The organism is Pedobacter miscanthi (assembly GCF_032678605.1).
Taxonomy (GTDB): Bacteria; Bacteroidota; Bacteroidia; order Sphingobacteriales; family Sphingobacteriaceae; genus Pedobacter; species Pedobacter miscanthi_A.
Map to the genome: position 1 here is coordinate 159,027 of NZ_JAVTSU010000003.1, position 25,897 is coordinate 184,923.

29 protein-coding genes and 1 pseudogene are annotated in these 25,897 nt (G+C 44.9%); 22 read left to right on the plus strand and 8 right to left on the minus strand.

Annotated elements, in window-relative coordinates; translation table 11 throughout:
• Positions 1-23 precede the first annotated feature (23 nt).
• The 19 genes from R2R28_RS05735 to R2R28_RS05820 all read left to right on the plus strand — a co-directional run bounded on the left by R2R28_RS05735 (position 24) and on the right by R2R28_RS05820 (position 16,095).
• Positions 24-332, plus strand: a complete 309-nt coding sequence (locus R2R28_RS05735; RefSeq protein ID WP_316824752.1) for a DUF4134 domain-containing protein — start codon at positions 24-26, stop codon at positions 330-332.
• Positions 329-640 (plus strand): DUF4133 domain-containing protein, encoded by a 312-nt coding sequence (locus tag R2R28_RS05740; protein WP_316824753.1) that lies wholly within the window; start codon positions 329-331, stop codon positions 638-640. The genes R2R28_RS05735 and R2R28_RS05740 overlap by 4 nt, the downstream gene beginning before the upstream one ends.
• A complete protein-coding gene (locus tag R2R28_RS05745; protein WP_316824754.1) occupies positions 615-3,065 on the plus strand; it encodes a TraG family conjugative transposon ATPase in 2,451 nt (816 codons plus the stop codon). Before R2R28_RS05740 ends, R2R28_RS05745 begins: the two co-directional genes overlap by 26 nt.
• A gap of 4 nt (positions 3,066-3,069) precedes the next feature.
• The gene (locus R2R28_RS05750; RefSeq protein ID WP_316824755.1) at positions 3,070-3,735 is read left to right on the plus strand and encodes a hypothetical protein; all 666 of its coding nucleotides are present in this window, start codon (positions 3,070-3,072) and stop codon (positions 3,733-3,735) included.
• Positions 3,732-4,391 carry a hypothetical protein gene (locus R2R28_RS05755; RefSeq protein ID WP_316824756.1) on the plus strand — a complete coding sequence of 220 codons (660 nt, stop codon included), beginning with the start codon at positions 3,732-3,734 and terminating at the stop codon, positions 4,389-4,391. The genes R2R28_RS05750 and R2R28_RS05755 overlap by 4 nt, the downstream gene beginning before the upstream one ends.
• Positions 4,388-5,050, plus strand: coding sequence for a hypothetical protein (locus tag R2R28_RS05760; RefSeq protein WP_316824757.1), 663 nt, complete (start codon positions 4,388-4,390; stop codon positions 5,048-5,050). The genes R2R28_RS05755 and R2R28_RS05760 overlap by 4 nt, the downstream gene beginning before the upstream one ends.
• Positions 5,047-5,817, plus strand: coding sequence for a hypothetical protein (locus R2R28_RS05765; RefSeq protein ID WP_316824758.1), 771 nt, complete (start codon positions 5,047-5,049; stop codon positions 5,815-5,817). The genes R2R28_RS05760 and R2R28_RS05765 overlap by 4 nt, the downstream gene beginning before the upstream one ends.
• Before the next feature lie 2 nt (positions 5,818-5,819).
• Entirely contained in the window at positions 5,820-6,959 is a 1,140-nt protein-coding gene (locus R2R28_RS05770; RefSeq protein ID WP_316824759.1) for a plasmid transfer protein, read from the plus strand.
• A 2-nt stretch (positions 6,960-6,961) separates the two neighbouring features.
• A complete protein-coding gene (traK, locus tag R2R28_RS05775; RefSeq protein WP_316824760.1) occupies positions 6,962-7,582 on the plus strand; it encodes a conjugative transposon protein TraK in 621 nt (206 codons plus the stop codon).
• Positions 7,583-7,595: 13 nt separating this feature from the next.
• A complete protein-coding gene (locus R2R28_RS05780) occupies positions 7,596-8,006 on the plus strand; it encodes a hypothetical protein (protein ID WP_316824761.1) in 411 nt (136 codons plus the stop codon).
• A complete protein-coding gene (gene traM / locus R2R28_RS05785; RefSeq protein ID WP_316824762.1) occupies positions 7,987-9,204 on the plus strand; it encodes a conjugative transposon protein TraM in 1,218 nt (405 codons plus the stop codon). The genes R2R28_RS05780 and traM overlap by 20 nt, the downstream gene beginning before the upstream one ends.
• Before the next feature lie 11 nt (positions 9,205-9,215).
• Entirely contained in the window at positions 9,216-10,049 is an 834-nt protein-coding gene (locus R2R28_RS05790; RefSeq protein WP_316824763.1) for a DUF4138 domain-containing protein, read from the plus strand.
• An 11-nt stretch (positions 10,050-10,060) separates the two neighbouring features.
• Positions 10,061-12,043, plus strand: coding sequence for a type IV secretory system conjugative DNA transfer family protein (locus R2R28_RS05795; RefSeq protein WP_316824764.1), 1,983 nt, complete (start codon positions 10,061-10,063; stop codon positions 12,041-12,043).
• Positions 12,044-12,105: 62 nt separating this feature from the next.
• Positions 12,106-12,525, plus strand: a complete 420-nt coding sequence (locus R2R28_RS05800; protein ID WP_316824765.1) for a hypothetical protein — start codon at positions 12,106-12,108, stop codon at positions 12,523-12,525.
• 134 nt (positions 12,526-12,659) lie between these two features.
• Positions 12,660-13,064 (plus strand): M23 family metallopeptidase, encoded by a 405-nt coding sequence (locus R2R28_RS29135; RefSeq protein ID WP_410479159.1) that lies wholly within the window; start codon positions 12,660-12,662, stop codon positions 13,062-13,064.
• Entirely contained in the window at positions 12,994-13,152 is a 159-nt protein-coding gene (locus R2R28_RS05805; RefSeq protein WP_316824766.1) for a hypothetical protein, read from the plus strand. The genes R2R28_RS29135 and R2R28_RS05805 overlap by 71 nt, the downstream gene beginning before the upstream one ends.
• Entirely contained in the window at positions 13,145-14,368 is a 1,224-nt protein-coding gene (locus R2R28_RS05810) for an ArdC family protein (RefSeq protein WP_316824767.1), read from the plus strand. The genes R2R28_RS05805 and R2R28_RS05810 overlap by 8 nt, the downstream gene beginning before the upstream one ends.
• A gap of 13 nt (positions 14,369-14,381) precedes the next feature.
• On the plus strand, positions 14,382-15,164 hold the full coding sequence (locus R2R28_RS05815; protein ID WP_316824768.1) for a DUF4099 domain-containing protein: 783 nt from the start codon (positions 14,382-14,384) through the stop codon (positions 15,162-15,164).
• A gap of 67 nt (positions 15,165-15,231) precedes the next feature.
• Positions 15,232-16,095, plus strand: a complete 864-nt coding sequence (locus tag R2R28_RS05820) for a hypothetical protein (protein ID WP_316824769.1) — start codon at positions 15,232-15,234, stop codon at positions 16,093-16,095.
• A gap of 113 nt (positions 16,096-16,208) precedes the next feature.
• On the opposite strand, the gene R2R28_RS05825 is transcribed toward R2R28_RS05820, so the two are convergent.
• On the minus strand, positions 16,209-16,808 hold the full coding sequence (locus R2R28_RS05825; RefSeq protein WP_316824770.1) for a GIN domain-containing protein: 600 nt from the start codon (positions 16,806-16,808) through the stop codon (positions 16,209-16,211).
• A 472-nt stretch (positions 16,809-17,280) separates the two neighbouring features.
• Here R2R28_RS05825 and R2R28_RS05830 point away from each other — a divergent pair, with 472 nt between their 5' ends.
• The 3 genes and pseudogenes from R2R28_RS05830 to R2R28_RS05840 all read left to right on the plus strand — a co-directional run bounded on the left by R2R28_RS05830 (position 17,281) and on the right by R2R28_RS05840 (position 19,760).
• Positions 17,281-18,747 (plus strand): S41 family peptidase, encoded by a 1,467-nt coding sequence (locus R2R28_RS05830; RefSeq protein WP_316824771.1) that lies wholly within the window; start codon positions 17,281-17,283, stop codon positions 18,745-18,747.
• A 97-nt stretch (positions 18,748-18,844) separates the two neighbouring features.
• Positions 18,845-19,182 (plus strand): annotated as a pseudogene (locus tag R2R28_RS05835) (IS66 family transposase); the annotation flags it as partial.
• A 158-nt stretch (positions 19,183-19,340) separates the two neighbouring features.
• Entirely contained in the window at positions 19,341-19,760 is a 420-nt protein-coding gene (locus tag R2R28_RS05840; RefSeq protein ID WP_316824772.1) for a hypothetical protein, read from the plus strand.
• 65 nt (positions 19,761-19,825) lie between these two features.
• On the opposite strand, the gene tnpA is transcribed toward R2R28_RS05840, so the two are convergent.
• The 7 genes from tnpA to R2R28_RS05875 all read right to left on the minus strand — a co-directional run bounded on the left by tnpA (position 19,826) and on the right by R2R28_RS05875 (position 25,889).
• The gene (gene tnpA, locus R2R28_RS05845; RefSeq protein ID WP_316824773.1) at positions 19,826-20,059 is read right to left on the minus strand and encodes an IS66 family insertion sequence element accessory protein TnpA; all 234 of its coding nucleotides are present in this window, start codon (positions 20,057-20,059) and stop codon (positions 19,826-19,828) included.
• Positions 20,060-20,094: 35 nt separating this feature from the next.
• On the minus strand, positions 20,095-20,820 hold the full coding sequence (pepE, locus tag R2R28_RS05850; RefSeq protein ID WP_316824774.1) for a dipeptidase PepE: 726 nt from the start codon (positions 20,818-20,820) through the stop codon (positions 20,095-20,097).
• Positions 20,821-20,974: 154 nt separating this feature from the next.
• Positions 20,975-21,427, minus strand: a complete 453-nt coding sequence (locus R2R28_RS05855; protein WP_316824775.1) for a hypothetical protein — start codon at positions 21,425-21,427, stop codon at positions 20,975-20,977.
• A 325-nt stretch (positions 21,428-21,752) separates the two neighbouring features.
• Positions 21,753-22,856: a helix-turn-helix domain-containing protein gene (locus R2R28_RS05860; RefSeq protein WP_316824776.1), complete on the minus strand. Its 1,104-nt coding sequence runs from the start codon at positions 22,854-22,856 to the stop codon at positions 21,753-21,755.
• A gap of 992 nt (positions 22,857-23,848) precedes the next feature.
• Positions 23,849-24,403 carry a WcaF family extracellular polysaccharide biosynthesis acetyltransferase gene (locus tag R2R28_RS05865; protein WP_316824777.1) on the minus strand — a complete coding sequence of 185 codons (555 nt, stop codon included), beginning with the start codon at positions 24,401-24,403 and terminating at the stop codon, positions 23,849-23,851.
• A gap of 36 nt (positions 24,404-24,439) precedes the next feature.
• Positions 24,440-25,015 (minus strand): exosortase Y, encoded by a 576-nt coding sequence (gene xrtY / locus R2R28_RS05870; protein ID WP_316824778.1) that lies wholly within the window; start codon positions 25,013-25,015, stop codon positions 24,440-24,442.
• A gap of 13 nt (positions 25,016-25,028) precedes the next feature.
• The gene (locus tag R2R28_RS05875) at positions 25,029-25,889 is read right to left on the minus strand and encodes a glycosyltransferase family 2 protein (protein ID WP_316824779.1); all 861 of its coding nucleotides are present in this window, start codon (positions 25,887-25,889) and stop codon (positions 25,029-25,031) included.
• Positions 25,890-25,897: the final 8 nt, after the last annotated feature.

The window sequence follows — 25,897 nt, forward strand, 5'->3', positions numbered from 1 at the left end:
TTTTTACTATAAACCATTCTATCATGAAAAATAAACAAAAACGGGGCTTCCTTCTGGCGGCCATGTTGCCGCTTTGCCTGTCCCTTTATGCACAAGGGGGCGGGACTACTGGTATCAATGCTGCCACCTCCTCACTGTCCAGTTATGTCGATCCGGTCAGTAACCTAATTCTGGGGATCGGAGCAGTCGTGGGGTTAATCGGTGGGGTAATGGTATACATCAAGTGGAATTCGGGGGACCGGGACATCAGTAAAGAGGTGATGAGCTGGGGCGGTTCCTGCATTTTTCTAGTACTGGTATCGGTGGTGATCAAGGCTTTCTTCGGTGTATGAATGACCCTCGCCGTTACCAGCTTTACAAAGGGCTCCAGAAACCCTTAAGCTATAAAGGGCTCAAAGGCAAGTTCATCGGCTGGGGTGCCTCGGCCCTGGTGGGTGGGCTGATCAGCGGCGGGCTGATCGGTGCAATGCTCAACATGTACTTTGGTGCACTGTTCAGCCTGGTAGTGATCAGCTCGATGTTTATGCTGATCCTTTCCCGCCAGCGAAAAGGCCTGCATACCAAAACACGCCACCGCGGAATTTTTATCCAACCCTCAAGACTTAAAATCAGTTATGGCAACAAAAAACAGAACTTTTGATCTTCCCTATTGCGGTATTGCCCCCTGGGGCAGCACCGAGCTGCTTTATTCCGACCGCGGGGATTTTTCGCTCATCATCAAGATTACCAATCCCGCCCTGCAGTACTGCGGAGATCCCCAGCCCTATGAACACTTCCACGGCGTGATGCTCAACCTGATCAAGGTCATGGGTGAGGGACATATCATCCATAAGCAGGATATCTTTTCAAAAAAGAACTATCAAAGAGAAGGTGGGGAATCTTTTCTGGAGCAGTGCTACCATGATCATTTTAAAGGCCGGTATTATACCTCTACCCAGACTTATCTCACCCTGACGCGCCAGATTAAAAAAGGTGCCTTTTATGTCTATGATGAGCGCGCCCGGACAGATTTTCTTTCCAGGTCAGATAAGGTGATGGACCTGCTGACCCAGAGCGGTCTTTTGCCGCAGAAGTTATCAGCAAGGGAGATCCGGCAGCTCACCCAAGGGATCCTGTCGATGGATTTTTCCTCGCCACACATCTGTCATAACAACCTGAAAGCTGATGATACAGGGCTTGAGATAGGGGATAGGGAAATCAAAATACTTTCTTTGATTGATACCGGAGCCATCGATCTGCCTTCATCGTTGAGCACATACCGCCAGGTGGACGATGGACATGCCTTTAACGGCTTTGCAATGGACAACTTGTCCTTTTTATATCAGACGCCCCATTATCACTGCATGGTCTACAACCAGTTTGTTGAGATTCCCTCACAGGAGGCTACCCTTCGCAAGCTCAGGCTAAAGGCCAAACGCCACTCGGGCCTGGCTGATCCTGCCAACCAGATGTGCGCATCGGATATCAGTGAACTGCTTACCTGCGTAGCCAGGGACAATGAGCTTCTTGTGAACGCACATTATAACCTTTTGATCTGTGCCGGCAAAGGGCAGCTGTCTCCGGCTGTGAACTTTGTGGAGTCCTCACTTTTCCAGCAGGGTATCATCTGTTCGAGAAATGCCTATAACCAGTTCGAGCTTTTCCGCTCAGCACTTCCCGGGAACGGGATTTCGCTCAAAAGCTACGACTGGTATCTACTGAGCTGCGAGGCGGCAATCTGCCTGATGTTCAGGGAAAGGCTCATGGAAAGCGAGCAATCCGGGTTTCTAGTCTATTTTACTGACCGCCAGGGTATTCCGGTAGGCATTGATCCAGCGGACCTGCCTATCAATCAAGGGAGAATCGCCAACCGGTCAAAGTTTGTGCTCGGGGGATCCGGATCGGGTAAGTCATTTTTTATGAACTCGCTCATCGAGCAGTATATGCGCTATAACATGGACGTGGTTATCGTTGATACCGGGCATTCCTACAGCGGGCTGTGCAGCTACTTTGGGGGACGTTATCTCACTTATTCAGAACAGCAGCCCATCACGATGAACCCTTTTAAGATATCCAGGGAAGAATACAACCTGGAAAAAAAGGATTTTTTAAAGACGCTGATCTGTCTGCTTTTCCGAGGCAGCGGGGGGGAGGTCTCGCAGCTCGAGGACACGCTGATCTCCAGCGTGATCACTGCTTATTACCTGGATTTTTTCTCATCAGACCTCGAGGAAAGGCAGCTTTGCTTTGATTCCTTTTACCATTTTTCCCTTTCCGAGATTTCACGAGTCATGGCCTGCGATCAGGTGGGCTTTGATTTGGAAGAGTACCGTTATGTACTCAAAAAGTTCTGCAGCGGTGGCGAGTTCGGTCAGTTGCTTAACCAGGATGTGGACAGCTCACTGTTTTCAGAGCGTCTGGTCATCTTTGAGATCGACGCTATCCGCGAGCATAAGGTGCTCTTTCCCATCGTCACGCTGATCATCATGGATGTATTCCTGCAGAAAATGAGGCACAGGACCCACCAGCGCAAGGCGCTGATTTTGGAAGAGGCCTGGAAGGCGGTAGCCTCCCCGATAATGGCCTCTTACCTGCTTTATATGTACAAAACGGTCAGGAAATTCTGGGGAGAGGCGATCGTGGTCACCCAGGAACTCAGCGACATTATCGGTAACCCGGTCATCAAGGACAGCATCATCAGCAACTCCGATACCATATGCCTGCTCGACCAGGGTAAGTTCAGGGACAATTACGGCCAGATTGCCTCCCTTTTATCCCTGTCTGAGACCGAACAGAATAAAATTTTTACCATCAACCGCCTGGATAACCGGCAGGGTCGATCAAGGTTTAAGGAAGTGTACATCAAAAGGGGGGCAAGCGGGGAAGTATACGGGGTCGAGGTCTCGCTTGCCCAGTATCTGGTTTTCTCTACCGAGAAACCTGAAAAACTTGCGCTTGAGAGTTACATATCCCGTTATGGGTCCCTGCGTGAAGGACTGGATACCTTTATCTCGGAGCTGAAGTCCTCATCGCTTTCCCTGGAAGAATTTGTCCTCAGGGTTAATACCGCAAACCAAAACCATTAATGTTATGAAAACAGTTTATTTCACCTTCGCTTTTCTCATCTGCGCAGTTTTCTTCTCCAGTGCGCAGATTTATGTGGATCCTGCAACCTCGGCAGCTGTTGCCGCAGGCTCGGGCATGATCAATTCCCAACTGGATAAAACCAATTCACGGCTATCGCTTATCGAAAAGGCCCAGCTCTCGGTCACCGGCCAGCTGGGCATCGTAAACTCCCTGCAGGCAGATATCTACCGCGGCCTTAGCGAGGTATCTGCTGTGATGGGATCACTGCTTTCGGTTAGGGATATCTATGAGATTTCTCAGGACATTTTTTCTGATGTTAAAAAGACGGCCCTACTGGCAAAAAACAGCCCCCAGTTCCTGCTGTTCGCAGAAGAGGGCGGCCGTGAGTTTTCCTTGCGTGCATCTGCCCTTGCCGCAGAGGTTTCCGCCTTTGTGCTCAAGGGCGGAAAAGGGAACCTGATGGATTCCGGGGAACGGGCAAGGCTGCTCAATGCCATCACCGTGAAACTCGGAGTGCTTAGAGGCGTGAGTTATGGCATCTACCGCTCGGTATACTGGGCCTTGCAGCGGGGCTTTTTCAATTCAATCAATCCTTACCGGGGCTTTATCAATATCGATAAGCGCATAGCTGGCGAGGTAATCCTGCACGCAAAAATACTAAAACCATGAAAATCTATCTTTTTTTATCCTTTCTGACCTTTTTTCCTTTTTTCTGTCCTGCCCAGATCAATATTGCCCTGCTCCACCAGCTCATTTCCCAAAGTAAAAGCGAACATGGCTTGCAATCTTCCGCCCGAGATAGGCAGGGGGTTCTGCTCGTGGGGGAAAGTCTGAACCGCGGGGGTATGAAAAGCCTCAAGGAAGGTTATGTAAAGATCAGCTCACAGCTTTCGGTGCTGGGGGGCGCTATCGATGCCCTGCAGATAGGCATCGAATCTTCCCCCCTTTTGGATGATATTTATCTCCAGCAATCGGCCATCATTTCCCTTTGCAGCTCGGAACCTTTGCTCATCCCTCTGGCGCTTTCCGCTCAGGCGGATCTTGCCGATCAGGCGCAGTTGCTCCTGCGATACCTCTATGGGCTCGCCCTGAGCATCGCAGACCTCAACCAGATGCGCCAGAGCGAGCGAAAGCTTCTTTTTTTTCAGGTCATATCCCAGCTGCGCTCGATCAGCAGCGCTTTACACGGGATCTGTCTGGCTCTGCGTGCACCATTACAGCGAAGGCAGGGAAGACAGGTGAGTTTTTCTGATTTTGGGAAACGTGACCAGGTGCTCACCGGTGAAATCCTGCAGAAATTGCGAATGCTAAGGACGGTGCCATGAAAATATGGCCTCTTTTGCTGTTACTCATTGCCCAGGCTGCATCCGCTCAGCGCATCATCATCGACCGGGGACACCTCAAAGCTGTTCTGGAAAACAATGCCGCCAGGCTTTCCGCCGAACAGGGATACCAGCACGGCCTTGGTGAAACCGGCAGCGCGCTCAAAGATATACAGCTAAACTTAAGCGCGGTGATCCTTACCGAGCAACTTATCTATAATTCCCTAGCGCAGGTAGATCAGGGACTTAAAAGTGCGCTGGCGGTAAGGCAGATCGGCTCGCTGACACTAGAAATCCTCTCCGCGGGAAGGCAGGTGGTCTCCCAAGCTGCATCATCCCCGCAGCTACTGCCTTTCGCCGAGCAGACCTGCAGGCAGCTGGCCGGCAGGGGCATCAGGCTGGCCGATGAGGTATCGGCCCTGGTGCTTAAGGAAGGGGAGAACGTGCTAATGGATTTTGGCAAGCGTGATGCCCTGTTGAAAAAGATCTCCCTGGAACTCAAAACAATCCGTGCGCTGCTCTATAGTATGCAGAAATGCATGTACTGGGCCGCCCGCCGGGGACTGTTGCGTTTGGTGAATCCTTTTTCCGGCTTTGTAAATACCGATAAACGGATGGTAGAAAATCTGCTATTGAACTATAAAACCATAAGAAAGAAATGAAGAAAGTTATTTTAATACTATTGATGGGGTTAAGGGCCGTATGCTGCCCTGCCCAGCGTATGGTCAATGATGAACACATCAAAAACCAACAGGAGCGCATGGTATTCAAGCAGTGGGACAGGGATAAATTCACCCCTAAACCGGGCTTTTTGGGCCTAAACCCCTACTACTGGCTCACCTGGGCACTACACCCCAATTATCCCGGCAACGACCTGCGTCCGCTGGGTCCACAGGGGCCGCAGACCAGGCGTATAGCCCTAGCGGTAGCCATGTCGCAGGCCGATCAGGCCTACAAGCTGCACAGCGATACGCTCAAAGACCAAGCACTGAGGAAGGCCAGCGCATTTTCAGGACTGCTGAGTGATATGGACCCGCTGTGGCAGCTGTATTACCGGTATGCCTTCGCCCCCCTTTTAAGCCCCCAAAAAAATGAACTGGAGAATATAGGAGCAAAAGAGCGGACTTACCTGCTCTCCTCAGGCCTCTACAGCTGGTTCATTGAGGAAAGGGAAAGCCTGCTTGAGCGTTTGCAGACTGCAAGGAAAACCACTCTTTCCAGAGGAGAACGCCTGCTGAGCTACCAGCGCATGCTGGAGGAATACCGCAGGCTGGAGGCGGTGTGGATGGAAAAAAAACGCCTGGCATGGAAACATATTTCCATTTCAAATGCTGCCGGCATCCTCCGTAAGACCGTACCAAAACTTTCCTCTGCTGCAAGTAGAGACATTGCCATCGCGGATGAAATTTTAAAACATTCAAAATTATAGCCATGAACACAATAAGTATGATTACCGTAACGACCGGCCTTTTGGTACAGTCAGGCCCCGGTGGGGTGCCGGACTCCTTTAAGGAAACCTTTAATTTTCTTCAGGGGAACGGGGTGTACGAAGAGGGGATGATGCATTTCCTGAAGGAACTGAAATCCACCATATGGACCCATTATGATGCCTTTATCGCTGATGCACAGGCGTTATGCGCGATTTTTATGCTCATCTTTTTTGCTATTAAAAGTTATGAGATGATCTCTGGGGATAAGCGCCTGGAAATTATGCCCCTGCTGCGTCCTTTCGGGCTTTCTATGGTCATTTTATGGTGGCCTGTCTTCACCCGGGTGGTGGCCTTTCCCGCAGAGATCGTTGAAAACCGTACTTCAGCGCTTTTTGAGGGGAGCCAGCAGGATATCAATGCCCTACGACTGCAACGTGCGAAACTGATGACCGAGGTTGCAGATGCACTTTTCAAGGTACAGGCTGAGACCGAGGTGGCCGCAAGAGAGGCCGACAGCTGGTATGAACATGCCTGGGAATCGGTCAAAAGCTCTGTCAAAGAAGGCTTTTCGCAGGTGTGGAACCCAGTTGTGGAAATGCGAAACCGGCTGCAAATAGGTCTGCAACTGCTGGCTACTTCCCTGCTGGAGACCCTTGCAGTATGGATTCTGCGCATCAGTGTATATGTTATTTTTACCGTGCAGATCATATTTTCTACCATACTGATTATTTTAGGTCCTTTCTCTGTTGCGATCAGTATCCTGCCTGCCTTCCGTGATTCCTTTTCTACCTGGATCGCACGTTTCATATCGGTCAACCTGTATTCGGGGATCGGTTTTCTGGTGATGTACGTGGCATCCCTTTTCCAGCATTATGCCCTGGAGGCCGAAATCTCCCGCTACACTGAGCTTTTGGGCAGCGCAGGACCAGATATAGAAAAATTGGGCTGGTTTGCCTCAAACGGTGTACTTTCCTTCGGAATGGTCATCATCACCTTTATCATCGGAGCGCTCACCATGTTTACCGTCCCCAGCATTTCAACCTGGATTGTCTCCACCTCTGGAGTCAGCTCTGCGGCAAGCGCCATGGGATCCGGGGCAGGCACGATGGGAAGCATGGCCAGCAAAGCAATAGGAGGATAGGTATGCTGATCAAAAATATAGAAAGCAAAATCCGCTTGGCAACTTTCCTTTGCGCCTCAAGCTTCCTCCTCTGCCTGCTGGTCTGTTCGGTGGTCTCGTTTTTTGCCTACCGGCAGTTCGAGCTTTCCACAAAACGAATCTACCTGCTCGATAACGGATCGGTTCCCCTGGCGGCAAAAAGAACAGCGCTCGAGGTGAACAGAGGCGCGGAATACCGGGCCCACATTGCAAGGTTCCATAACCTGTTTTTTTCGCTTATCCCGGATGAAAAATACATCGAGGGACAGATGAGGCAGGCGATGTACCTGATCGATGAAAGCGGGGCCAGGGAATACAATAATTTAAAGGAACGCAGTTTTTTCTCCTCGGTATTGTCTTCTTCGGCAGTACTCACCATTCAGACCGACTCGATCTTTTTGGATGAAAAGGCAAAATATTTCCGCTATTACGGCACCCAGAGAATCGACCGCAGAAGTACGGTAGCGACCCGCTCGCTGGTCACCGAAGGGCATTTAAGTGATCTTTCCGCCCGCTCGGAAAACAATCCCCATGCAGTGCTGATCACCAGCTGGAAGACCCTTGAAAACAGGGATCTCTCCACAATATCGAAAAACCCTTTTTAAACCATAAAAAAGTATGATTAAGGAAAAACGCAATATTATCTTATCGCCATTTGCATTAAAATGGCTTTCCTCCCGCCTTGCAGGGATATCCCAATGGTCTGCCCGCAATCCAAGGCGTGTCTTCCTGTTAATGGTGTCCTTATTGGCATGTTCGGCCATTCTCTGCTTTACCCTGTTCAGGACAGAACCGAAAATGGCCGGGACCAGGCAGCAGGGCTTAAAGGAGAAAGCCGGGGCCGGGATCCTTGGACTATCGCAGTCCGCGGGAAATCTCATGCAGGTCTTGCAGATGCAGGCTGAACTAAATGGACTTTTATCCACAAAACAGCTGAGCCCCGGCGATAGCCTCAAAATAGCAGCCATGCTGCAAAGAATAAGACAGCTTCAGACCAACATCACCAACCATGAAAAAAATCAACTTTAAAAACCCGCGCTATGTCCTGCCGGTTCTCTGCCTGCCCTTTATCATACTCTTGTTTTTTATCTTCCGGGCTTACGCCGCTAAAGGGGATAAAATGGCAGAGAGGGAAAAAGGTGGACTGCAGAGTGGCCTGGCAGGGGTATCCGCTGAAGTCAGTGGTCAAAAACTCCAAGATAAACTCCAGGCCTTTGAAGAGCGCTACCGCAAATCCGATGCCCCTTCTGCGCTGAGCCAGCTGGGCGCTGAAGAACCGCTGGATGCTCCTCTGGTGACAGACCAGCACCTGAACAGTCAGAAAATGCTCGATTCCATTGAATCGGTTATTCGTAACCGTTACGGGCAGTCCGGCGCCGCTCCGGATATCCTACAGTTCGCTCAAAAGGGAGAAAGAATCAGGGATGCGCAGAAGAGAAGTAAAAGTGCCCTCCAAGGGGACCGGGCGATCGCCAAAACCCTTGAAGAGATGGGCCGATCAGCCACATCACCGGAAAATCGCGACCTCGGGCAGGATCCCATGGCCGTCTTTAGGGCCCAGATGGCCATTGTGGACAGTATCGGCAGAGCAGGCGGTTCCTCTATGCAGACCGGTCTGGAAAGGCCGGGCCTGCTACCCGGGGCCGCGAAAAAGCAGGCACTGCCCCAAGCCCTTCGGGTAAGGATGGACAGCATTCCCCAAGGCCCGGGAACTGCCCCTGGGAAACTGCCCGGAGCGGTGAATATCCCAGTCATGATAGATGAACAGATTACCGGACGACTGGGGTCTCGAATGCGCATGCGGCTGCTCGCAGACATTAGGGCTGGAAAATTACTGATAAAAAAAGGGACCACGCTTTTTGGGAACATATCTTCTTTTTCTGCCCAACGAATTGGTATATCGGTCAGTTCAGTGCTTCTGGGCGGTGAAATCCTGCCGCTAAACCTTGAAGCCTATGATCTCGATGGTATGAAGGGGATCTATGTCCCCTCATCAGCATTCCGCGACCTTGGGCGGGAGATTGGCAGTTCTTCCTCTCAGGGACTTACCATCGATGGAGCCATGGGGGAAAACAAGCAGCTCATGAGCGTAATGGGGAGGGTTTTCCAATCCGCTTCAGGTGCCTTTACCCGCCTGGTCCGTCAGAACAAGGCCAAAATCAAATATGGCACACTGCTTTATCTCGTCGATCCCAATGAGCTCTCCTCCCGTCAGAAAAACCTTTAAAACCATAAACAATGAAAACATTATTTCTTTTTGCCCTGCTCGCTTTAGCCAAACTGAGCCTTGTTGCGCAGGAGCCTGTTGGCAGACCAATTTCCAGTCTGCCAAGGATCGATATTATACTGGGGGTACCCCTACACTTCCGCTCCCCTGAGCCCATCCGTTATGTTGATATTTCAAGCCCAGCAATCACTTATGAGCTTACCGGGGAGAATATCCTCTGCATCCGTCCCGGTTCTCTGCCGGAAGGAAAACCAGCGGATCAGCCTGCCGTGGTAACTATCATAGCTGAGACTTTTATGGCCCAGTATAGCCTGCATCTTGGCTGTGAACTCCCTGCTTGGGAAGCGGTCACTGATATCGAAATCCTGCCAGAGCACATGGTTCCGGTAAATCTTCCCACAGCGGGCACCTGCATCCCTCAAATCAGAAAAAATGCGCTGGACATACTTGCCATGCGGTTTCAGAAGCCCATATCGAAGGTATCTTCCCATGGGCTATCGCTGGCAGTCAGGCAGCTTTACAGCATCGGTGAGCTGATCTTTTTGGATCTTTATATTGAAAACAGTTCATCCCTGCCCTATAATACAGATGTATTCAGCCTTAGCCTGGAGGATAAGAAGATCAGCAGGGCCACCAACCACCAGTCTATTCCGGTCCCGATAGTTTGGCAGCTTTACCCTTTTCAAGCTTTTACCAGGCGCATGCGCAATATCCTGGTTATCGATAAGCTGAGCTTTTCCCCAGATAAGCGCCTTGTGCTGACCCTGGCAGAAAAGCAGCTTTCTAATCGCAAGGTTTCTTTGAGCATAAGATATGGGGATATTCTGCGGGCTGATACCTTTTAATCCAAGGGCTTATGGAAGAGAGCAGAGAACAGCAGGGGCTTCATCATTTTATGCGCTTTTGCATCTACCTTTCGGTATCCCTGGATATCTTTATTTTCATCTGCCTGCCCAAAATTTGTGAAGTTGATGTTCCCGGCGGTGTTTTTCTTGTACAAATCCTTTTGCAGATTTCCAAAATCGGCATTTATTTCAATCCCTTATACTCCAGGGGTTTTATACTGATGCTGACGGTACTGGTTTCCATTGGTACTCTGAGCAAAAAGGAAAAAGAATTTGATTACCGTACAGCGGTTTTATATCCTTTATCTTCAGGCCTTGCACTCTTTTTTTTAGGCACCCTGTTTTATCCCCCAGGTGGGCCTGAGGTAATAATGCACCTAAGCTGGGCAGAGCTCCTTTATTGCCTGACACTGATCTCTGGGACGTTACTGATACATACCGCCATGGACAATATCTCCAAAATCATTAGTTCGCACCTTGGCAAAGACCGTTGGAATATAGAACAGGAATCCTTTATGCAAGCCACCCAGGAAATCCGCGGACCAGCCTGCGTAAGTATACCAAGCCTGTTTTATTTTCGTAAAAAAGTCAGGAAAGGGTATATCAATATCGAAAACATCTTCCGTGGCACCCTTTTAATCGGCACCCCCGGATCGGGAAAGAGTTTCGGGGTGGTCATGCCTTTCATACGCCAGTTGATGGCTAAGGAATTCTGCCTATGCATTTACGATTTTAAGTTCTTTGACCTAGCGCAGCTGGCCTATTATCATTTTTTGCTCGGTAAAAAGCAGGGACGCCTGAAAAACCACCGTTTTCATGTGATCAACCTGAACACTGTAGAAATGTCCAGGCGTATCAATGTACTGCGTGCGGATTATATCCTTACCCTTGCAGATGCCTCGGAAACTGCCGAAGCTTTAGTGGAGGCACTGAAAAAAGGGGATAAATCCTCGGGTAGTGACCAATTTTTCACCCAGAGTGCGGTAAATTTCCTATCGGCATGCATTTATTTTTTCTCGCGTTACCAGAACGGACGGTATTCCACTCTTCCCCATGTGCTTTCTTTTCTTAACAGTCCCTATGAGCGCATCTTTGCTACGCTGCTGAGCAATCCCGAGCTTGCATCACTCCTTTCCCCTTTTATGAGTGCATACCGGGCTAAGGCTTTTGACCAGTTGGAGGGGCAGGTGGGCACGCTGAAAATATTTATATCCAGACTGGCCACTAAAGAGACATATTGGGTGTTTTCCGGAGATGACTTCTCTCTGAAGATTAGTGATCCCTCCTCACCAGGAACGCTCATCCTGGCAAATGACCCCAATACCCAGAATATCAATTCTGCCTGTTATTCCGTTGTGCTCAACCGGCTGACTAGGCTGATCAATTCCAAGGGCAACCTGCCCAGCGCACTGGTGCTTGATGAGCTGCCTACCATCTACGTGCACCGGATCGAGAACCTCATCGCAACAGCGCGTTCAAACCGGGTAGGAGTTTTAATGGGCCTGCAGGAACTCCCTCAGTTCCAGCAGCAGTTCGGCAAAGAAGTGGCCACAACGATCTGCTCGGTGGTGGGCAATGTGCTTTCAGGATCGGTGAGGAACAAAGAAACCCTGGACTGGCTGGAGAAGCTTTTCGGGAAAGTAAAACAGCTCAGTGAAAGCCTTTCCATCGACAGGGGCAAAACCTCACTTTCCTTTAGTGAACGCCTTGAGCACCTCATTCCCTCGGGCAAGATTGCATCTTTAAAAGCCGGGGAACTGGTTGGGATGCTTGCCGGGGATACGGTAAGTTCATTTAACGGCTCCTTTTCACCACCAGTGATCAACTGCCGGGTCAATTTAGACCTGAAAGCTGTTTCTGAAGAAGAGAAAAACTATCCGGCCATGCCCGTCTATTACGATTTCAAGGGCAAAAAAGAGCAGGTCCTCACCGAAAACTTCGAACGTATCAACAGGGAAGTTACCGGCATTACTGCCAGCTTCCCGGTAAACTGATCACCGGTTTTTGATACCGGGGGCGGTTTCAAAAATCCTTTCACCGATCACAAAAAATAATTATGGAAAAATATCTCTCTAACCTGGCTTTGGTGGAAAACCCACATGAGCATAACAGGGATAACAATATTAAACTTGGCGTGATCAGCCACATCGATCAGCTCACAGGGGCAGTCCTGGTCAGTTTTGGGGACCTCACTTTATCCGGCCATGAGGCAGGTGAGGTAAAGCTGCTCAAAGACAGGAACACCCTTTATCGAGAACTGCTCAGCAGCGCCAGGGTGATGGAAATGCAGACCTTCAAAGTACTCCTAAGGGTCAGTATGCTACAGGATAGGGGAAGTTCCGCCTCTTTGCTCGAAGCGATGCAGCTCCTCAGAAAAAATCCAGATGCCATGAAGTATGCCACGGTAAGCCTCTCGGTACTGATGGGCTTTTCGCAGCTGCGCGAGAGGGAAAAGCCGGAAAGGAATGGCAGGTGAAAAACATCGTTATCCTTTCTGTTTTGTTCCAGCTCTGTTTTTATACCTCCTATTCCCAGGCTGTCTCGCTTCCCATTTTCCCGTTCAGGCCTACAAGCCCGTTCGGTCCACGGGTCCATCCCATTACAGGCCGCATGGATTTTCACCGAGGCGTTGACCTTATGGCAAGGCGCTCGATCATCCGCGCTGTCCTTCCGGGAAGGATCTGTGCTTGTGGTCATGACCGCTTTTTGGGAAACTTTGTCCGCATCTGCCATGGAAAGACAGAAAGTATATATGGACATCTTTCCGCAGTATTGGTCTATCCCGGTAAAAAGGTGAGCGCAGGGGACATGATCGGGATTTCCGGCCATAGTGGGAGGGCCACAGGTGAGCACCTCCATTTTTCAGTACGCTCGGGGGGCGAGACCGTGAATCCTTTAAAATTTCTTTTATCCCTTCAGGTTATCCTGGCAAAAAAACAGAACCATGAAAAACAAAGACCAACAACAGCCCCAGTCCATTCAGGAAATCCTGGAGGCGATCGCTCGGACAGATAAACTTGAGCTCAGCCTGGTACAGGCGGAAATATATGGTGCGGCCCAAGCCGATGAACTTTTAGAGGAGGAAGGAGGGGAAGATGGATAGCAAACACAAACCCCTATACCTTCAGGTTGCCCAGCGCCTGATCGAGCAGCTCAGGGCAGGCACTTCCCCCTGGCAAAAGCCCTGGAGTGGTAGTGGCATACCCACTTTTTCAATGCCCTATAACCAGCAGACCCTTAAGCGTTATAAGGGAATAAATGCGATAAATCTTTTGCTGTCAGCTAGGGAGGATCCCAGGTGGATGACCTTCAAGCAGGCTGAGCTTGCCGGGTATAGGGTCAACAGGAACGAAAAGGGTACTTTAATCCAGTTTGTCAAGACCCAGGAGCGCAGCCAGGTTTTAGATGATAGTGGGAGTCCGGTCCTTGACGCAGAAGGAAACCCACTGCTGGAATTCCGGCCGCTGACCAGGCCCGTTGTCAGCAATGCCTGGGTATTCAACGCCTCGCAGATCAGCGGGATTCCATCCCTCAGCGAGCAGCCGGGGAGGAAGATCGACTGGGATCCTATTGAAAGGGCCGAAGAGCTCATCCGCCACAGTGGGGCCCGTATCCACCATCAGTTCATCGACCGCGCCTATTATCAGATCAGTTTCGATCTGATTACCCTTCCCGACCGCAGTCAGTTCAGCTCCCCGGCAGGATACTACGCCACTCTGCTCCATGAGATGGCGCACTGGACCGGGCATCCCTCAAGGCTAGACCGTGAAAGTTTGATGAAAAACGGAATCGAAGCGTATGCCAGGGAGGAGCTCAGGGCTGAAATCGCTTCCATGCTGCTGGGCGATGAGCTGAATATCGGCCACGACCCTTCCCAGCATGCCGCTTATGTGGAAAGCTGGGTATCGATTCTGGAAAACAGTCCTGTTGAGATCCACTCGGCAGCAATGGATGCAGAAAAGATATTTTCATTTCTCATCGGAATAGAGCTTGAGCTGCAAAAGAAAATTGAGCTGCAAACCAGGAGTGCAGAAATACCGGAGAGGGATGGAAGTATCAATATCAAATACCTTACCACCGGGGATGAACTTGGGTATAAAGGAAATCTTTACCAGATCCAGGGGCATCTAAAGCAAGGCCGGTTGCGGGTGGTACAGCAGCCTTCCGGACTCCACTTTACTCTTTCCATGAATGACGGACTGTATCAGTCACTGCTCAAGGTCAAGTCGGCCCAAAAAAACTCAGTTGACTTTTCAGCCACTCCGCTCATTTCGGTGATGCCGGATGTGGCTGTGAACAAAGAAAAAAACAGACGATAAAATCCTCACAAATATGAAAAACCTATTTGATCAGAGTGAACTGCCCCTCAAGGAGTTGGAAAACCTGGGCGTTTACCACAAGGATCAGCTGCTGCTTGATCCGCATAATATCCGGGCCCTGTTGGCCGGCCGCAGGACCGAACTGCTCTCTCTGGAAGGGCTGAGGGCAGAGAACTTCTCCATTGACCGGCTAGATGCCAAACTTTCCCTTGCTCGAAGTCCTGGAGGCGAAGTTCAGGTACTGATCCACCCGATCTATAAACAATACAGGCCCCATCCATTGCTTACCGAAGAACAGATGTCCAGTCTTATCGACGGAAAGTCTACCTATATCGGCAAGAGTATCCAAATGGAGGAAGGGAAATATTCGATGCTCAATATAGAGTATGACAAGGAAACCAAAGAATTCATTTCCTATGAAGTATCCAGTGTACAGGTGCCCGACCTGATCAACGGGATGTTCCTTTCCCAGGAAGAAAAATCCGCATATCAAAGAGGCGAACAGATCGAACTTGCCGATGGCACACTGGTACAGCACCGCGCCTCGGAACCTTTGGGGATACTCTCGGACAGGAAAGCACTGATCTTCTCGGTATTGTTGGATGGGGGCATTTCTTACCTGCTGCTGCGTGGGATCAAATCCCTGATGGATAATGCCCGGCAGGCCAATTACTCAACACCATCCTTCAACAGCGCCTATGAACAGATGGAAGGCCAAAAGTACAGCGCCCATAAGATGGTAGAAATAGGGCAAAATCCCGCCATATCCAACCCTCTCAGGGGGCTATCCAGATAAACGGATAATATCAAAGCGTGGATAAAGCGTATGTGAATGATATCAGATAAAATAAAATTAGAATGTTATGGATGAGAATAATTTAGCCTACCTACAGAAAACACTCGATTATCTCGGTTTTGGAACACGCCTCAACGAAGTTCTGGCCTCCTCGATATACCGAAGGCCTGAGAAATTCTCCCTTGGAATTAACCAGCGTTACATTCCCTGGGAGTTCAGGTCCGATCCTGGTCAAGGGGTTGACCACATGCATTTTGAACTTAATTTTTCAAAAGCAAAAGATGCAGATGTTTACTTCCTAAATAGCTACCGGGCAGAACTGCGGCGGTATAATAGCGCTGATGCAGTTGTCCAGAACTTTGAACTTGAACGGGACAATAGGATGAGTGCTCTCCAGAGTTATAAACTGCTCTGTGGGCTTTCCCTGCAAAAAGAGATATTCATTAAAAATAATGCTCAGGGGGGAAATGAACAGCGTAGTAAAGTGCCGGTATGGTTTAAGCTTGATCTATCGGTAAGCGATGACAGTGGAAATCATCCCATGAACCGGTTTTTCCCTGGATATGGCTACGACCTTGACAGGGCAGTTGATAAATATGCTTTTTCCGGGCTTGAAGACCCTGAAAAAAAAGAGGCCGTCATCAAGGCGCTCCGTTATGGAAACCTTGTTGAACTTCCGCTCAAAATCGGTGAAAAAGAAGAACCTGTCTATTTAGCGGCAAATCCAAAGGCCAAAACCCTCGATCTTTACTCCAGGGACATGAAAGCGATCAGGGATGAGCATATCTTGGGTACCGGACAGTCTAAAGTAGAAAATCCCCCGCCGGAGAAAAAAAGGTCTTTTGAGGGGGTACTTCCCCCGCCGAGAGTGGCAAAGCAGTTTCCCTGGCAGCATCAGGGCGGGGATAAGGGAAACAGGACCGGGCGCTGAACTTCCTTTTTGCCGCTCTGCCTCAGGTGTTGCTTTTGTACCTTTGTATTGATCGCGTTGAACGCAAAAAAGAGCGGTGGATAGCCATCGCTCTTTTCACTTTTTCGTATGGCTTATTTAGCCAGTGCTGCAGTCTGAACAGTAGCAGTTACTGGAGAGGTCATTTCTGTTTTTAAGGCAGCAAATTTATCCAGGTTTAATTTTGGAGTGCTGCCCATTACCAAATTGTGGCTTTGAGTGGCTCCGCTCAATTTTAAATCTGCATAACCTTCCATCACAGTGTATAAACTTTCTGTTTTTGAATTGATTTTGGCTACAGCATTTCCGGTTAAAAATACCTGAAGATATTTTACATTAAGTTTGCCTTCTGTTGTTACCGTTGCATTGTCAGAAGCCTGTACCCTGTAGATATTTTTTACATAAACGGTAATTTTTGCAGGATTAAGATTCGTTGAGGTAATCTTTAACGCTGATCCATCTTGTACTACTTTTACATTTCCGGTATTTTCATCTGCATAACTTACACCTTCCGTACCATTTTGGATCAGGGTAACCTGAACATTTCCGCTTACCACTACTTTATCGAAGTTTTTTGCTGCCGACATTTTAACTGGTTGTTTTTCGCCAGCCATTACATTTGAACTGAAAATTGTTGCGCTTAAAACTAAAGCTGCCATTAAAGATTTTGCTGAGGTTGAGAATAGAGTTTTCATAATGCTTTTATTTATATTTTTAATTAATATTTTGTGATTGTTTGATAATGAGACGCAAGGATTTGAGAAACGTTTCAGCACAAATGGCCGTATTATACCAACGCTGGTAATTTCTCGACGAACGGGATGTTAAATCGGGCGAAAAACAGTTCGTTTTTTAATAAAATCTGTAACCGGTTAAATTCAGAAATTTCAAATGTTGGCATTTAAGTATTAACAGTCTCTTAATACTTCGAGGTAACAAGTAGGCAGCACCATTAAATTAAATATTAGCCTGAATCTCCCGATTTTCATTGGGACGGTGTCGATAATCCTATTTTTTATTTTCTCTTTAATGCTACAACATTGCCTCATCATAATTTTTTGAGAGAAAATGCACAGATAATTATTTTTTTGTAACTATGCTAAATATTGTTTGCCAGGGTTTTAATCCCGATCACGTCAATTTTAAATAATTTTAATCAACGGCTCAATGAAAAGAATAACCACCAGTATTTTATCGCTTTTATTTGCCACTTCGCTTTTCGCTCAAATCAAAAACAAGGATTTCGAAACGGGTAAAAATAATAATTCATTGGTTCCGGCAGATTGGAACCTCCCACTGGTAAAAGGTTATTCTTCGGTATTAGACCATTCAGAGAAATATTCGGGGGATGTTTCCTTCAGCATTTCAAATGCGGATAGTACCGTTAAAGGTTTTCAGACTTTTTCGCAGGTCATTCCAATAACGGTAAATAACTTAAAAAAAATAGCAATCAGCGTTTATATCAAAACAAAGGATGTTAAAGGTGAAGTGGCAACCTGGTGCCAGCTTTGGGATAAAAATGACAAACAGGTCGGGTTTCAAAATCTATCGATGCAAGAGGGGAGCGTTTCAGGAACGCGTGAGTGGAAAAAGTACAGATTAAACTTAACGGTAGATCAGGACATCAAAAAATTGTTTTTTGGTTCATATCTTGCGGGTACCGGAAAGGTATGGTTCGATGATTTCGAAGTGGAAGAAGTGGCCGTAGCAGACCTTCCGCCAAGTGTTGAAGCCGCTAAGTACATCAGCGAATTCAATTCGATCATCAAGAAAAATTCCATTTATAAAGATTCGCTAAATTGGACCGCTATTGATGAAAGTGTTACCCTGCTTTCCAAAGGCATAAAAAGTATAGACGAAGCTAAAATCGTAACCAATTATGTGTTGGGCAAGTTACACCAGGCAGGTGATAACCATTCTTTTATCCAACCACCAGCAGTTGCTAAAGCCTATTCAAAAGGAAATACAAATCCCCGAAGAACTTCTTCAAAACTGATAGAAAATAATATCGGTTATATTTCGGTTCCCGGCTTTGGTTCTGTTGATCAAAAAACTAAAGATGATTTCGCAAAAGATATACAGGATCGAATCAGGACTTTAGATACCGAAAATAAACTTGCTTACTGGATTGTGGATTTAAGAAGTAACAACGGAGGGAACATGTACCCCATGATTGCAGGTTTGGGGCCTCTTACCGGTGAGGGAATCCTTGGTTATTTTGTCAATGGTGGAGCTAAAAAGAATTATAATGCCTGGTCTTATAATCCCAAAAAAGGGAAAAAAGGCTCTGGTTTAGGTGTAAATATTGAACAACCTTATCAGTTAAGAAAACCTGACAGCAAAATCGCCGTACTTGTTGGCCCGGGAACCGGAAGTTCGGGCGAAATGACTGCTATTTCCTTTATAGGCAAGGCAAACACCAAATTTTTCGGACAAGCCACCGGAGGTTACACTTCTGCAAATGCGCAATACAATCTATCTGATGGATCTGCATTGCTTTTGGCTGTGAGTTATACTGCCGATCGCAATAAAAAAGAATATAGAGGGAAAATTCAGCCCGATGTTTTGGTTAAAGAAACCGAAGGCGACGATGTAACTTTAAAAGCTGCCCAAAACTGGTTGCAGCAAAAGTAGGGTTTACCTGTTAAAGATTGACCAAGGTAAGCATGAGAAGTCATTACCGATGTTGAATGATATCGGCAAATGGATCCTTTAATAAATCAAGATAACATTGCCCAAAAGCCATATTGGCAAGGCAAGGGCCTATGCTTATGCAAGATGAGATGCCTTAAGTGCATACCTTTATGATAGCACGCTCCAAATCGACAATAACCTGGTAGGAAATGCAATAAGACCGGTGAGCCTGAGCAGAAAAAGCTATCTCTTCGCTGGAAGCCACCAGGCAGCGCAAAGATTAGCAATGATCTATTCTTTCTTTGCAATCTGCAAAAAAAACATGAGGTTAATCCCTACAAGTGGCTTAAATACATATTGGAAAATATAATGTCAATAAACCACAAGAAAATTAAAAACCTGTTTCCACAGAACTTTAAAAGTATAATAGGTTAATTAAATATGCACTTTATGGGCTGCATACAAAAACTCATCTCCTGTAGCCATGCTTATTATATTTAATGGAAAATCGAAGGGGGATATTCTGTCTGGATGGGATGAAATAAATCCCGAATTATTTTAAACAATTTTCTTTCTTCTTAGTTTATTGTACTATGCGAACGCTTCCCGTCTTTTTACTCGTTATTCTTATAATTTTTTCAAATGCTAAATCTGTATATGGAGCTGATGATTTTCCCTACGGATGCCTTTTGTCCTCTGGTGGCCCATTTAGAATATATACCAACCATGTTTCAACCGAAACAAATGGCACCCGGGACTACTCACCAGACAATCCTTATTTTGTTGGCACTCAATCTTGCCAAGTTACCTTCAATTACGGTGGTGCACCATTTTCTGGTGGCTGCAAAGTTGACGGCATAACAACTGGATCATACGTCACGATTACTTCCGTAGTCGATTGCCCATTGGATGAATATGCTCTTTATCTTTTAATTGTGGTTGGAATGTTTGGTTATTTAATTATTACACGGCAAAATCCAAAAACACTGAATTATAACATTATCATCTCCTAACATTATAAGAAAAGGACACTTGGGAATTTGAAAATGACTGGTCTTCACTCATGTCCACGTAGAAATTACTGAGAGTTGTTATTTTTTAACAAAATCAGAAACTCTAGTGCAGCTAGGCAAGTATACGGAGGATGGGTAACCCTAACAAAATTTGGAGCAGCTTTTTTTCGTTTGTTGCGCGATACCCAATTGGCAAAAGTGATACGTTTAACCTCAAGGGTCTTGCAATATTCATTCTGGCTAAGCCCACTAGTGCGCCAAGCCTCAACTGCTAACATTTTTTCTTCTGATGTTCTCATAGATTTCTTTTATGCAAAGAAAAACATCGCGAAAGTTATTTAAAAGATGTACTTGGTAGGCTGCTTACAATTAAAGGAGAACCCGGTTGAAGCTCGTATGGTGCTTTTCCAGGTTCAAAAATCCTGGTTTCCCGGCTTCCTTCTGTCGTGATTTTATCACCTAATACCCTAATCCAGTTGCCTTCACGCAAGCCAACCACTTTTAACTTGTTCTGCGTTAAAAATTCCATAATCCTTGTTTCCCTGGTTTCTCCGTTATGTTTCAATTCAGGATTCGGATCCAGGTAATGAGGATTGAGGTTAAAGGGTACCAATCCCATACAATCAAAAGATGGCGGATAAACAATAGGCATATCATTAGTGGTTTTCATGTTGATGCCACCAATGTTACTGCCTGCGCTACAGCCTAAATAGGTTTTCCCTTGTTTAATATTTTCACTCAAAATCTTCATCAGGCCAAGCTCGTGTAGTGTTTTTACCAAAAGGAAAGTGTTTCCTCCACCGGTAAAAAATCCTTTGGCTTTATTTAGGCCTTCAACAGGATCGGCAAATTCATGCAAGCCTTTTACTTTAATATTTAATGATGAAAAAAAATCTTTGGCTTTTAAGGTATACTCTTCATGTGAAATTCCCCCAGGTCTTGCGAATGGTATAAATATGATTTCGTCTATCCCATCAAATAAAGTAATGAGCTCGTTTTTTAAGTATTCCAGGTAATTTCCACCAAAAAGGGTAGAGGTTGAAGCCAGTATAATATTCATTCTAGTAAAATTTCTGATCCTGATTTAAAGCAATAATACGTACAAAGCTAAAAAACAAATAGATTTTTTTGACCAATAGTAATCCACTATGAATACTAAATACAGCATTTTGGCCTTTATATTTTGAAAAACATACAAATATATTCAGGTGCCGCTAAGCCAGCATTTTTAAATCCTGATCAACCGCCCTGTTTCTAATCCGGCTCAGGGTTTCTAAGCGCATGCCTAAATAACTGGCTAAATAACGTTGTGGTACCCGGTCAATATCAAAAGCTGTACTTTCTAATTTGAGGTACCTCCCTAACGCATTTGGTATTCTGGCTATTATTGATCTTTCGGCTGCCTGATAATATTGTGTCTCAAGTATTTTTCTTGCAATAACGTTCGCCTCCGGATAGTTTGCATGTAAAAAATCTGTAGCTGCGTACGGAATGCGGATCAGGTCGCAATCTTCCAGGGCCTGAAGGTATTCTACTGAATGGTTTGATTGCTGATCTGGATGACGAATGGCCTCAATAATTTGGTTTTCGAAGCCAAACCAGGTACTAATGTCTTTCTTTTTGTCTTTAATAAAACCCCTCACCACGCCTTTAACTAAAAAGTACATAGCATTGTTAGAGTCTAGGGGTGAAAGTATATGCTTATGTTTTCGTATCGTAATGAGTTGGCAATTTGTTTCGTAATAAGTAAAAACTTCCTTGGGTAGGGGATGAAGCTTTTCCAAATAGTTGAAAAATGGCTTCATAAAAAGACGATTCTCAAAATCAATTATCATGACTATTACTTGGGATAGGTTAAATAAAATAGTAAATTTTCAGGGCAATGCAGGGTAACCCAAAAACTACTCTTCAAAAGTATTGGCTATTCACAAAAAAAGGCAAGCTAAAGGAGGGATTGGTCTCTAATGATTCAATCGTTAGAGCAAAATAGGGCTAAAACAGGTCTTGGGCCTTTAATTCTTGAGAAAAATAGGCTGTTGGCATAATACCTTTTTCTTTTTTGAAGGCGTTGTAAAAAGTAGCCTGATTTTTAAAACCAGCTTCCTGGGCAATTGCTTCTATGGTGATTTTATCGGCAAGAATAGGATATTGCTGTAAAAAATGTGCAATGCGGTAACTGTTGATCCAGTCGCGAAAATTTTTTCCGATATGGTTATTGATCACAAAAGAGCATTGGTGAACAGGGATATTGACACGGATGGCGAGGTCTATAATTTGTAAATCCTGATTAAGATATAAACAATTATCTTCCATTTCCTTTTTAATCAGGCCGGAATAAGATAAAACCTGCTCTTCTGAAAGGTTAAACTTTTTGATCGAAAGTGATAAGGCTCCGGGTACTTTAATTATTTCTGAAATGTCGAAATCATCTGGAGTGGTGATGTGATCGGAGACCAGTTTCTCTTTCCATTCATTTTTATTCCAATCAATGGCAACCAATAAAAAGCCATAAAAAATACTGGGTTTATGTAAGGAATATAAAATGATCATTAACAGGCAAACACAATTAATGACGACAAAAACGGAATTATCAATGGGTAGGGACAAGTTTCTTAATATGCGTGGAAGGAGGCCTAAAAGTTGAAAGAACGTTGCAATTTTTAGTAAAAAAAGTGCCCAACTGCGTGTAGCAGGATCTATGGTTTGTTTCCATAAAATTTTAGATTTAACCACTGCAAACCAGGTTAAACCTAAATAAACAACCGTGAGTACCGGCCGTAATACAAAATGAATGGAAGAGGGGAATAAACCACTTTTTGCTACTAAAGAGTGGTATCCATCAGCGTGCAGTTGTGTAACGATTAAATTCCAATCCAAAACTGCTGATCCCGGCCATGGAATAACATGTATTAAAGCTATGGCAGCAGGAATGAAATGTAAAAAGTCTCTTTTTTCAATTGTTTTTTTCTCCTGTACAAAACCGGTAATGTAAAGATAAAAACAGGCAGGCGCTGCAAAATAAAGAGGGGTAAAAAACTGAAAAGATATAGAAAGAGGTGCTGCACTTCCTGTTGTAATAAACAGAGAGTTAAGCATTTGTCCAAAACGGGAAAATAATAAAATTGACAGCAAGATATTTTGCTTTCTATTCCCGTTTTTTGCAAAAAACAAATGAAGGGAGATCAAAAGCAAGAAAAAACAAGTGGTACCAGCTAGAAAATTTACAAACTGCATATATTGATACCAAGATAAAGCTTTATTGTTAATTAAAGTGAAATTTAGTCTTATTTTTAATACAAAATTTTAGGAAAAATAACTTTTAGAAACCTGGCGATTGGTTATCGAAGAAAATTTGGTTTTATGGTATAGTTGCAATTTAGCGCTATAGGATTAGGCTACCTGAACAAAAAATCCATGGCATATTAATCATTCTTTATAAAGTTTAACAGTATGAAATTAATAGGACCTGCAGTAGGTGATTTAGAAGGGTATTAGTGTTGTGGATTAGATACCCTTGGAGCTGCGATATATTTTCTTTTATCGTTTATCCATTCTCTCAGCTTTGGGAAAACGATAAGGATTCCAAATGCCAGTAAAGAAATAATCAGCTGAAGAGTAAGGTTTATTTTGGTAACAGGGTTAACATCCATGTCGCCCATAACAGTATATAATCGGTAAATACTCCTTAAAATAATGAGTACCAGCAAATATTTGCTCCATTCAAACCTCCGTTTAATAAGGATAAAAAGCAAATAACGCATAGTTAGTATGGATATAAAAACAATAGTTTCCTGCGTACTCTCATAATCGTAGAAAAATAAATTTACTATCCCGATTAAAAAAGTAATTAAAATAAGATTGGAAGACAAGGAATACTTGTTCCTCATTAACTTAAAATTCACCAACTTAAATAGTTTTATGACGACAGACAATGCAAATGTCAAAATAATTTTCAATATCAGGTAATTTACAGCGTAAAAGAACTGTAAAGCTTTTGATAATTGTCATTATAATTTTGTGAATTGAAAGATAAAACAAACGGACTGCCGTTTAGCAGTCCGTTTACAATACTTTTGAAGCCTAAAATTTTATTCCTTTATGGTACGTTCTTTAATTTTTATTGCAGGGTTACCCTGATAAATGTTATAGGGCATTAAGTTTTTCGTTGCAACACTTCCTAAGGTTAATACAGCGTGGCTATGCAGGGTTACACCAGGGCAAACCCTGGCTGCCGCACCAATCCATGCCCCATCTTCAAGAGTAATTGGGGCGGTGAGCAAGTCGAAAGCGCTGCTCTTGTAGTTGTGATTACCAGTAATAAGTATTGCTTGTTGAGAAATACAGCAATTTTCCCCGATTTTAACCTCATCCAGGTTATCGATATAACAATCGGCAAGCCAGCTGTAATTGCCCACTTCAAGTTTCCATGGGTATTTAATGTGGATACCAGGTTTTATACGTACCTGTTTGCCAATTTTAGCCCCAAATAATTTTAGGAAAAAAACCAGTACACTGCTAATAGGCATCACCCTACTTTTGAAGAAAAATACATCTGTAAAATACCACAAAAACTGCTTCATTACAGAAGCCCCTATTTTAAAGTTTCCGGTATCAAAATCCTTATGTAACTGTGTTTTTAACAAAACTAGCTTATTATTTATTTATGGGTAATAAGGATATTAGGCAATAGTTAATTTGCTGCTTTTTTTAATCCAGAAGTATAACATGGTAAAAATGCAGATATACACAATGATATTAAAAATCTCGTGGTGGTAGGTGAAATTATTACGTTGCGACTTAAAAAAACCGAGTAATATGCCCAGGCCTGCGATGCGGCATACATTTAATACGTAAATGGCAATAAAGCCGATAATCAGCATTTTAAATGTTGATTTCCAGGATGCTGGAAATGCCAGGACAAATGCCGCCAGAAAACTCATTACACCCAAGCCCAGGCAAGAATAGTTAATGCGCAGATATGGTCCTGATACCACCATTACATCCATTTCATTGTAAATGGCATAAAATCCAAATGCTTTAATGATCCATACTGCAGGTACAATTAAAGCCGACTTTAAGCCCTGAATATAATCAAAATGCTGGGAGATAAAAGGGTTGTAAAATCTCGAACCTGGTGTCATCACACTGTTCATAAACAGGTTTCCCTGGCTAAACAGCACGTAAAGAATAAATAGTGCGACAACAAATTTGATGGCCTTTTTATTGGCTTGCTTTTTTGCTTCTTCCTGAGTCATATGTTAACGGCATTTATAATTTAACAGTTCTTTTTTGTATGGCTTTAATTTTTTTATCTACTAGTTTTCTAAACCAAAAGCCCTGGAGATAGTGAAATTTAATACCTGTGCGGCCATCAAATATACCGAGTTTAAAAAACATCCGGTAACCAAAATAAAGGTATGGGCGAAAACCGAGTGGAAGCTCCCACCATAAACGTTTTAGCCATGCCCGTTTTTCGTCAGGGCTACCCAATAAATTAGGTTTTAAGCTTTGATTTCTTAATTTCAGTATTCTCTCTATCTCTTCCTGCGCAACCAGATCACTATAACGTTCGTGTTTAGCTTTCCAAAAGGTAATGTCATTTTCCTTTAGGTTTTCTTCCAGGATCCAGCCCTTTTTCCAGATTTTGGTTTTGCCAGGAGCAATAAAACGGTGGTCCATATTTTCGTTCAAATCAGAGAAACCGATGCCTGTTCTGAACATTTTTAAGAGATAAAAGGGGTAAAATGTACCAAACCTAATCCAAGTTCCCTGAAAAAAGTTTTTGCGGTTAAAGTAAATGCCGTTAATATCCTGATGTTCTTCCTCTTTAAAATTAGCAAGTATATCGAACAATTCAGGTGTAACCGTATGGTCGGCATCCAGTCCAATGGTCCATGGAGTTTCTACCTTAAAATTTTTTAAGGCAAAATCCCATTGTTTTGGGTGGTTTTCGAATGGGTTTTCTTTTACCACGACGCCGTAATTCTCTGCAATTTTCAAAGTAGCATCGGTACTGCCGCTATCCAAAATAAATGTTTTAGCATTTAAATTTTTAATAGACTCTAATAATCTTGGCAGGTGAATTTCTTCATTAAAGGTTAATATGATAAAACTGAAATCTTTGTTCATTTTACTTT

Excerpts from the sequence above, each read along its gene's own strand:
- R2R28_RS05735 (WP_316824752.1), top strand. The coding sequence starts at position 24 with ATGAAAAATAAACAAAAACGGGGCTTCCTTCTGGCGGCCATGTTGCCG.
- R2R28_RS05740 (WP_316824753.1), top strand. The coding sequence starts at position 329 with ATGAATGACCCTCGCCGTTACCAGCTTTACAAAGGGCTCCAGAAACCC.
- R2R28_RS05745 (WP_316824754.1), top strand. The coding sequence starts at position 615 with ATGGCAACAAAAAACAGAACTTTTGATCTTCCCTATTGCGGTATTGCC.
- R2R28_RS05750 (WP_316824755.1), top strand. The coding sequence starts at position 3,070 with ATGAAAACAGTTTATTTCACCTTCGCTTTTCTCATCTGCGCAGTTTTC.
- R2R28_RS05755 (WP_316824756.1), top strand. The coding sequence starts at position 3,732 with ATGAAAATCTATCTTTTTTTATCCTTTCTGACCTTTTTTCCTTTTTTC.
- R2R28_RS05760 (WP_316824757.1), top strand. The coding sequence starts at position 4,388 with ATGAAAATATGGCCTCTTTTGCTGTTACTCATTGCCCAGGCTGCATCC.
- R2R28_RS05765 (WP_316824758.1), top strand. The coding sequence starts at position 5,047 with ATGAAGAAAGTTATTTTAATACTATTGATGGGGTTAAGGGCCGTATGC.
- R2R28_RS05770 (WP_316824759.1), top strand. The coding sequence starts at position 5,820 with ATGAACACAATAAGTATGATTACCGTAACGACCGGCCTTTTGGTACAG.
- traK (WP_316824760.1), top strand. The coding sequence starts at position 6,962 with ATGCTGATCAAAAATATAGAAAGCAAAATCCGCTTGGCAACTTTCCTT.
- R2R28_RS05780 (WP_316824761.1), top strand. The coding sequence starts at position 7,596 with ATGATTAAGGAAAAACGCAATATTATCTTATCGCCATTTGCATTAAAA.
- traM (WP_316824762.1), top strand. The coding sequence starts at position 7,987 with ATGAAAAAAATCAACTTTAAAAACCCGCGCTATGTCCTGCCGGTTCTC.
- R2R28_RS05790 (WP_316824763.1), top strand. The coding sequence starts at position 9,216 with ATGAAAACATTATTTCTTTTTGCCCTGCTCGCTTTAGCCAAACTGAGC.
- R2R28_RS05795 (WP_316824764.1), top strand. The coding sequence starts at position 10,061 with ATGGAAGAGAGCAGAGAACAGCAGGGGCTTCATCATTTTATGCGCTTT.
- R2R28_RS05800 (WP_316824765.1), top strand. The coding sequence starts at position 12,106 with ATGGAAAAATATCTCTCTAACCTGGCTTTGGTGGAAAACCCACATGAG.
- R2R28_RS29135 (WP_410479159.1), top strand. The coding sequence starts at position 12,660 with ATGGATTTTCACCGAGGCGTTGACCTTATGGCAAGGCGCTCGATCATC.
- R2R28_RS05805 (WP_316824766.1), top strand. The coding sequence starts at position 12,994 with ATGAAAAACAAAGACCAACAACAGCCCCAGTCCATTCAGGAAATCCTG.
- R2R28_RS05810 (WP_316824767.1), top strand. The coding sequence starts at position 13,145 with ATGGATAGCAAACACAAACCCCTATACCTTCAGGTTGCCCAGCGCCTG.
- R2R28_RS05815 (WP_316824768.1), top strand. The coding sequence starts at position 14,382 with ATGAAAAACCTATTTGATCAGAGTGAACTGCCCCTCAAGGAGTTGGAA.
- R2R28_RS05820 (WP_316824769.1), top strand. The coding sequence starts at position 15,232 with ATGGATGAGAATAATTTAGCCTACCTACAGAAAACACTCGATTATCTC.
- R2R28_RS05825 (WP_316824770.1), bottom strand. The coding sequence starts at position 16,808 with ATGAAAACTCTATTCTCAACCTCAGCAAAATCTTTAATGGCAGCTTTA.
- R2R28_RS05830 (WP_316824771.1), top strand. The coding sequence starts at position 17,281 with ATGAAAAGAATAACCACCAGTATTTTATCGCTTTTATTTGCCACTTCG.
- R2R28_RS05840 (WP_316824772.1), top strand. The coding sequence starts at position 19,341 with ATGCGAACGCTTCCCGTCTTTTTACTCGTTATTCTTATAATTTTTTCA.
- tnpA (WP_316824773.1), bottom strand. The coding sequence starts at position 20,059 with ATGAGAACATCAGAAGAAAAAATGTTAGCAGTTGAGGCTTGGCGCACT.
- pepE (WP_316824774.1), bottom strand. The coding sequence starts at position 20,820 with ATGAATATTATACTGGCTTCAACCTCTACCCTTTTTGGTGGAAATTAC.
- R2R28_RS05855 (WP_316824775.1), bottom strand. The coding sequence starts at position 21,427 with ATGTACTTTTTAGTTAAAGGCGTGGTGAGGGGTTTTATTAAAGACAAA.
- R2R28_RS05860 (WP_316824776.1), bottom strand. The coding sequence starts at position 22,856 with ATGCTTAACTCTCTGTTTATTACAACAGGAAGTGCAGCACCTCTTTCT.
- xrtY (WP_316824778.1), bottom strand. The coding sequence starts at position 25,015 with ATGACTCAGGAAGAAGCAAAAAAGCAAGCCAATAAAAAGGCCATCAAA.
- R2R28_RS05875 (WP_316824779.1), bottom strand. The coding sequence starts at position 25,889 with ATGAACAAAGATTTCAGTTTTATCATATTAACCTTTAATGAAGAAATT.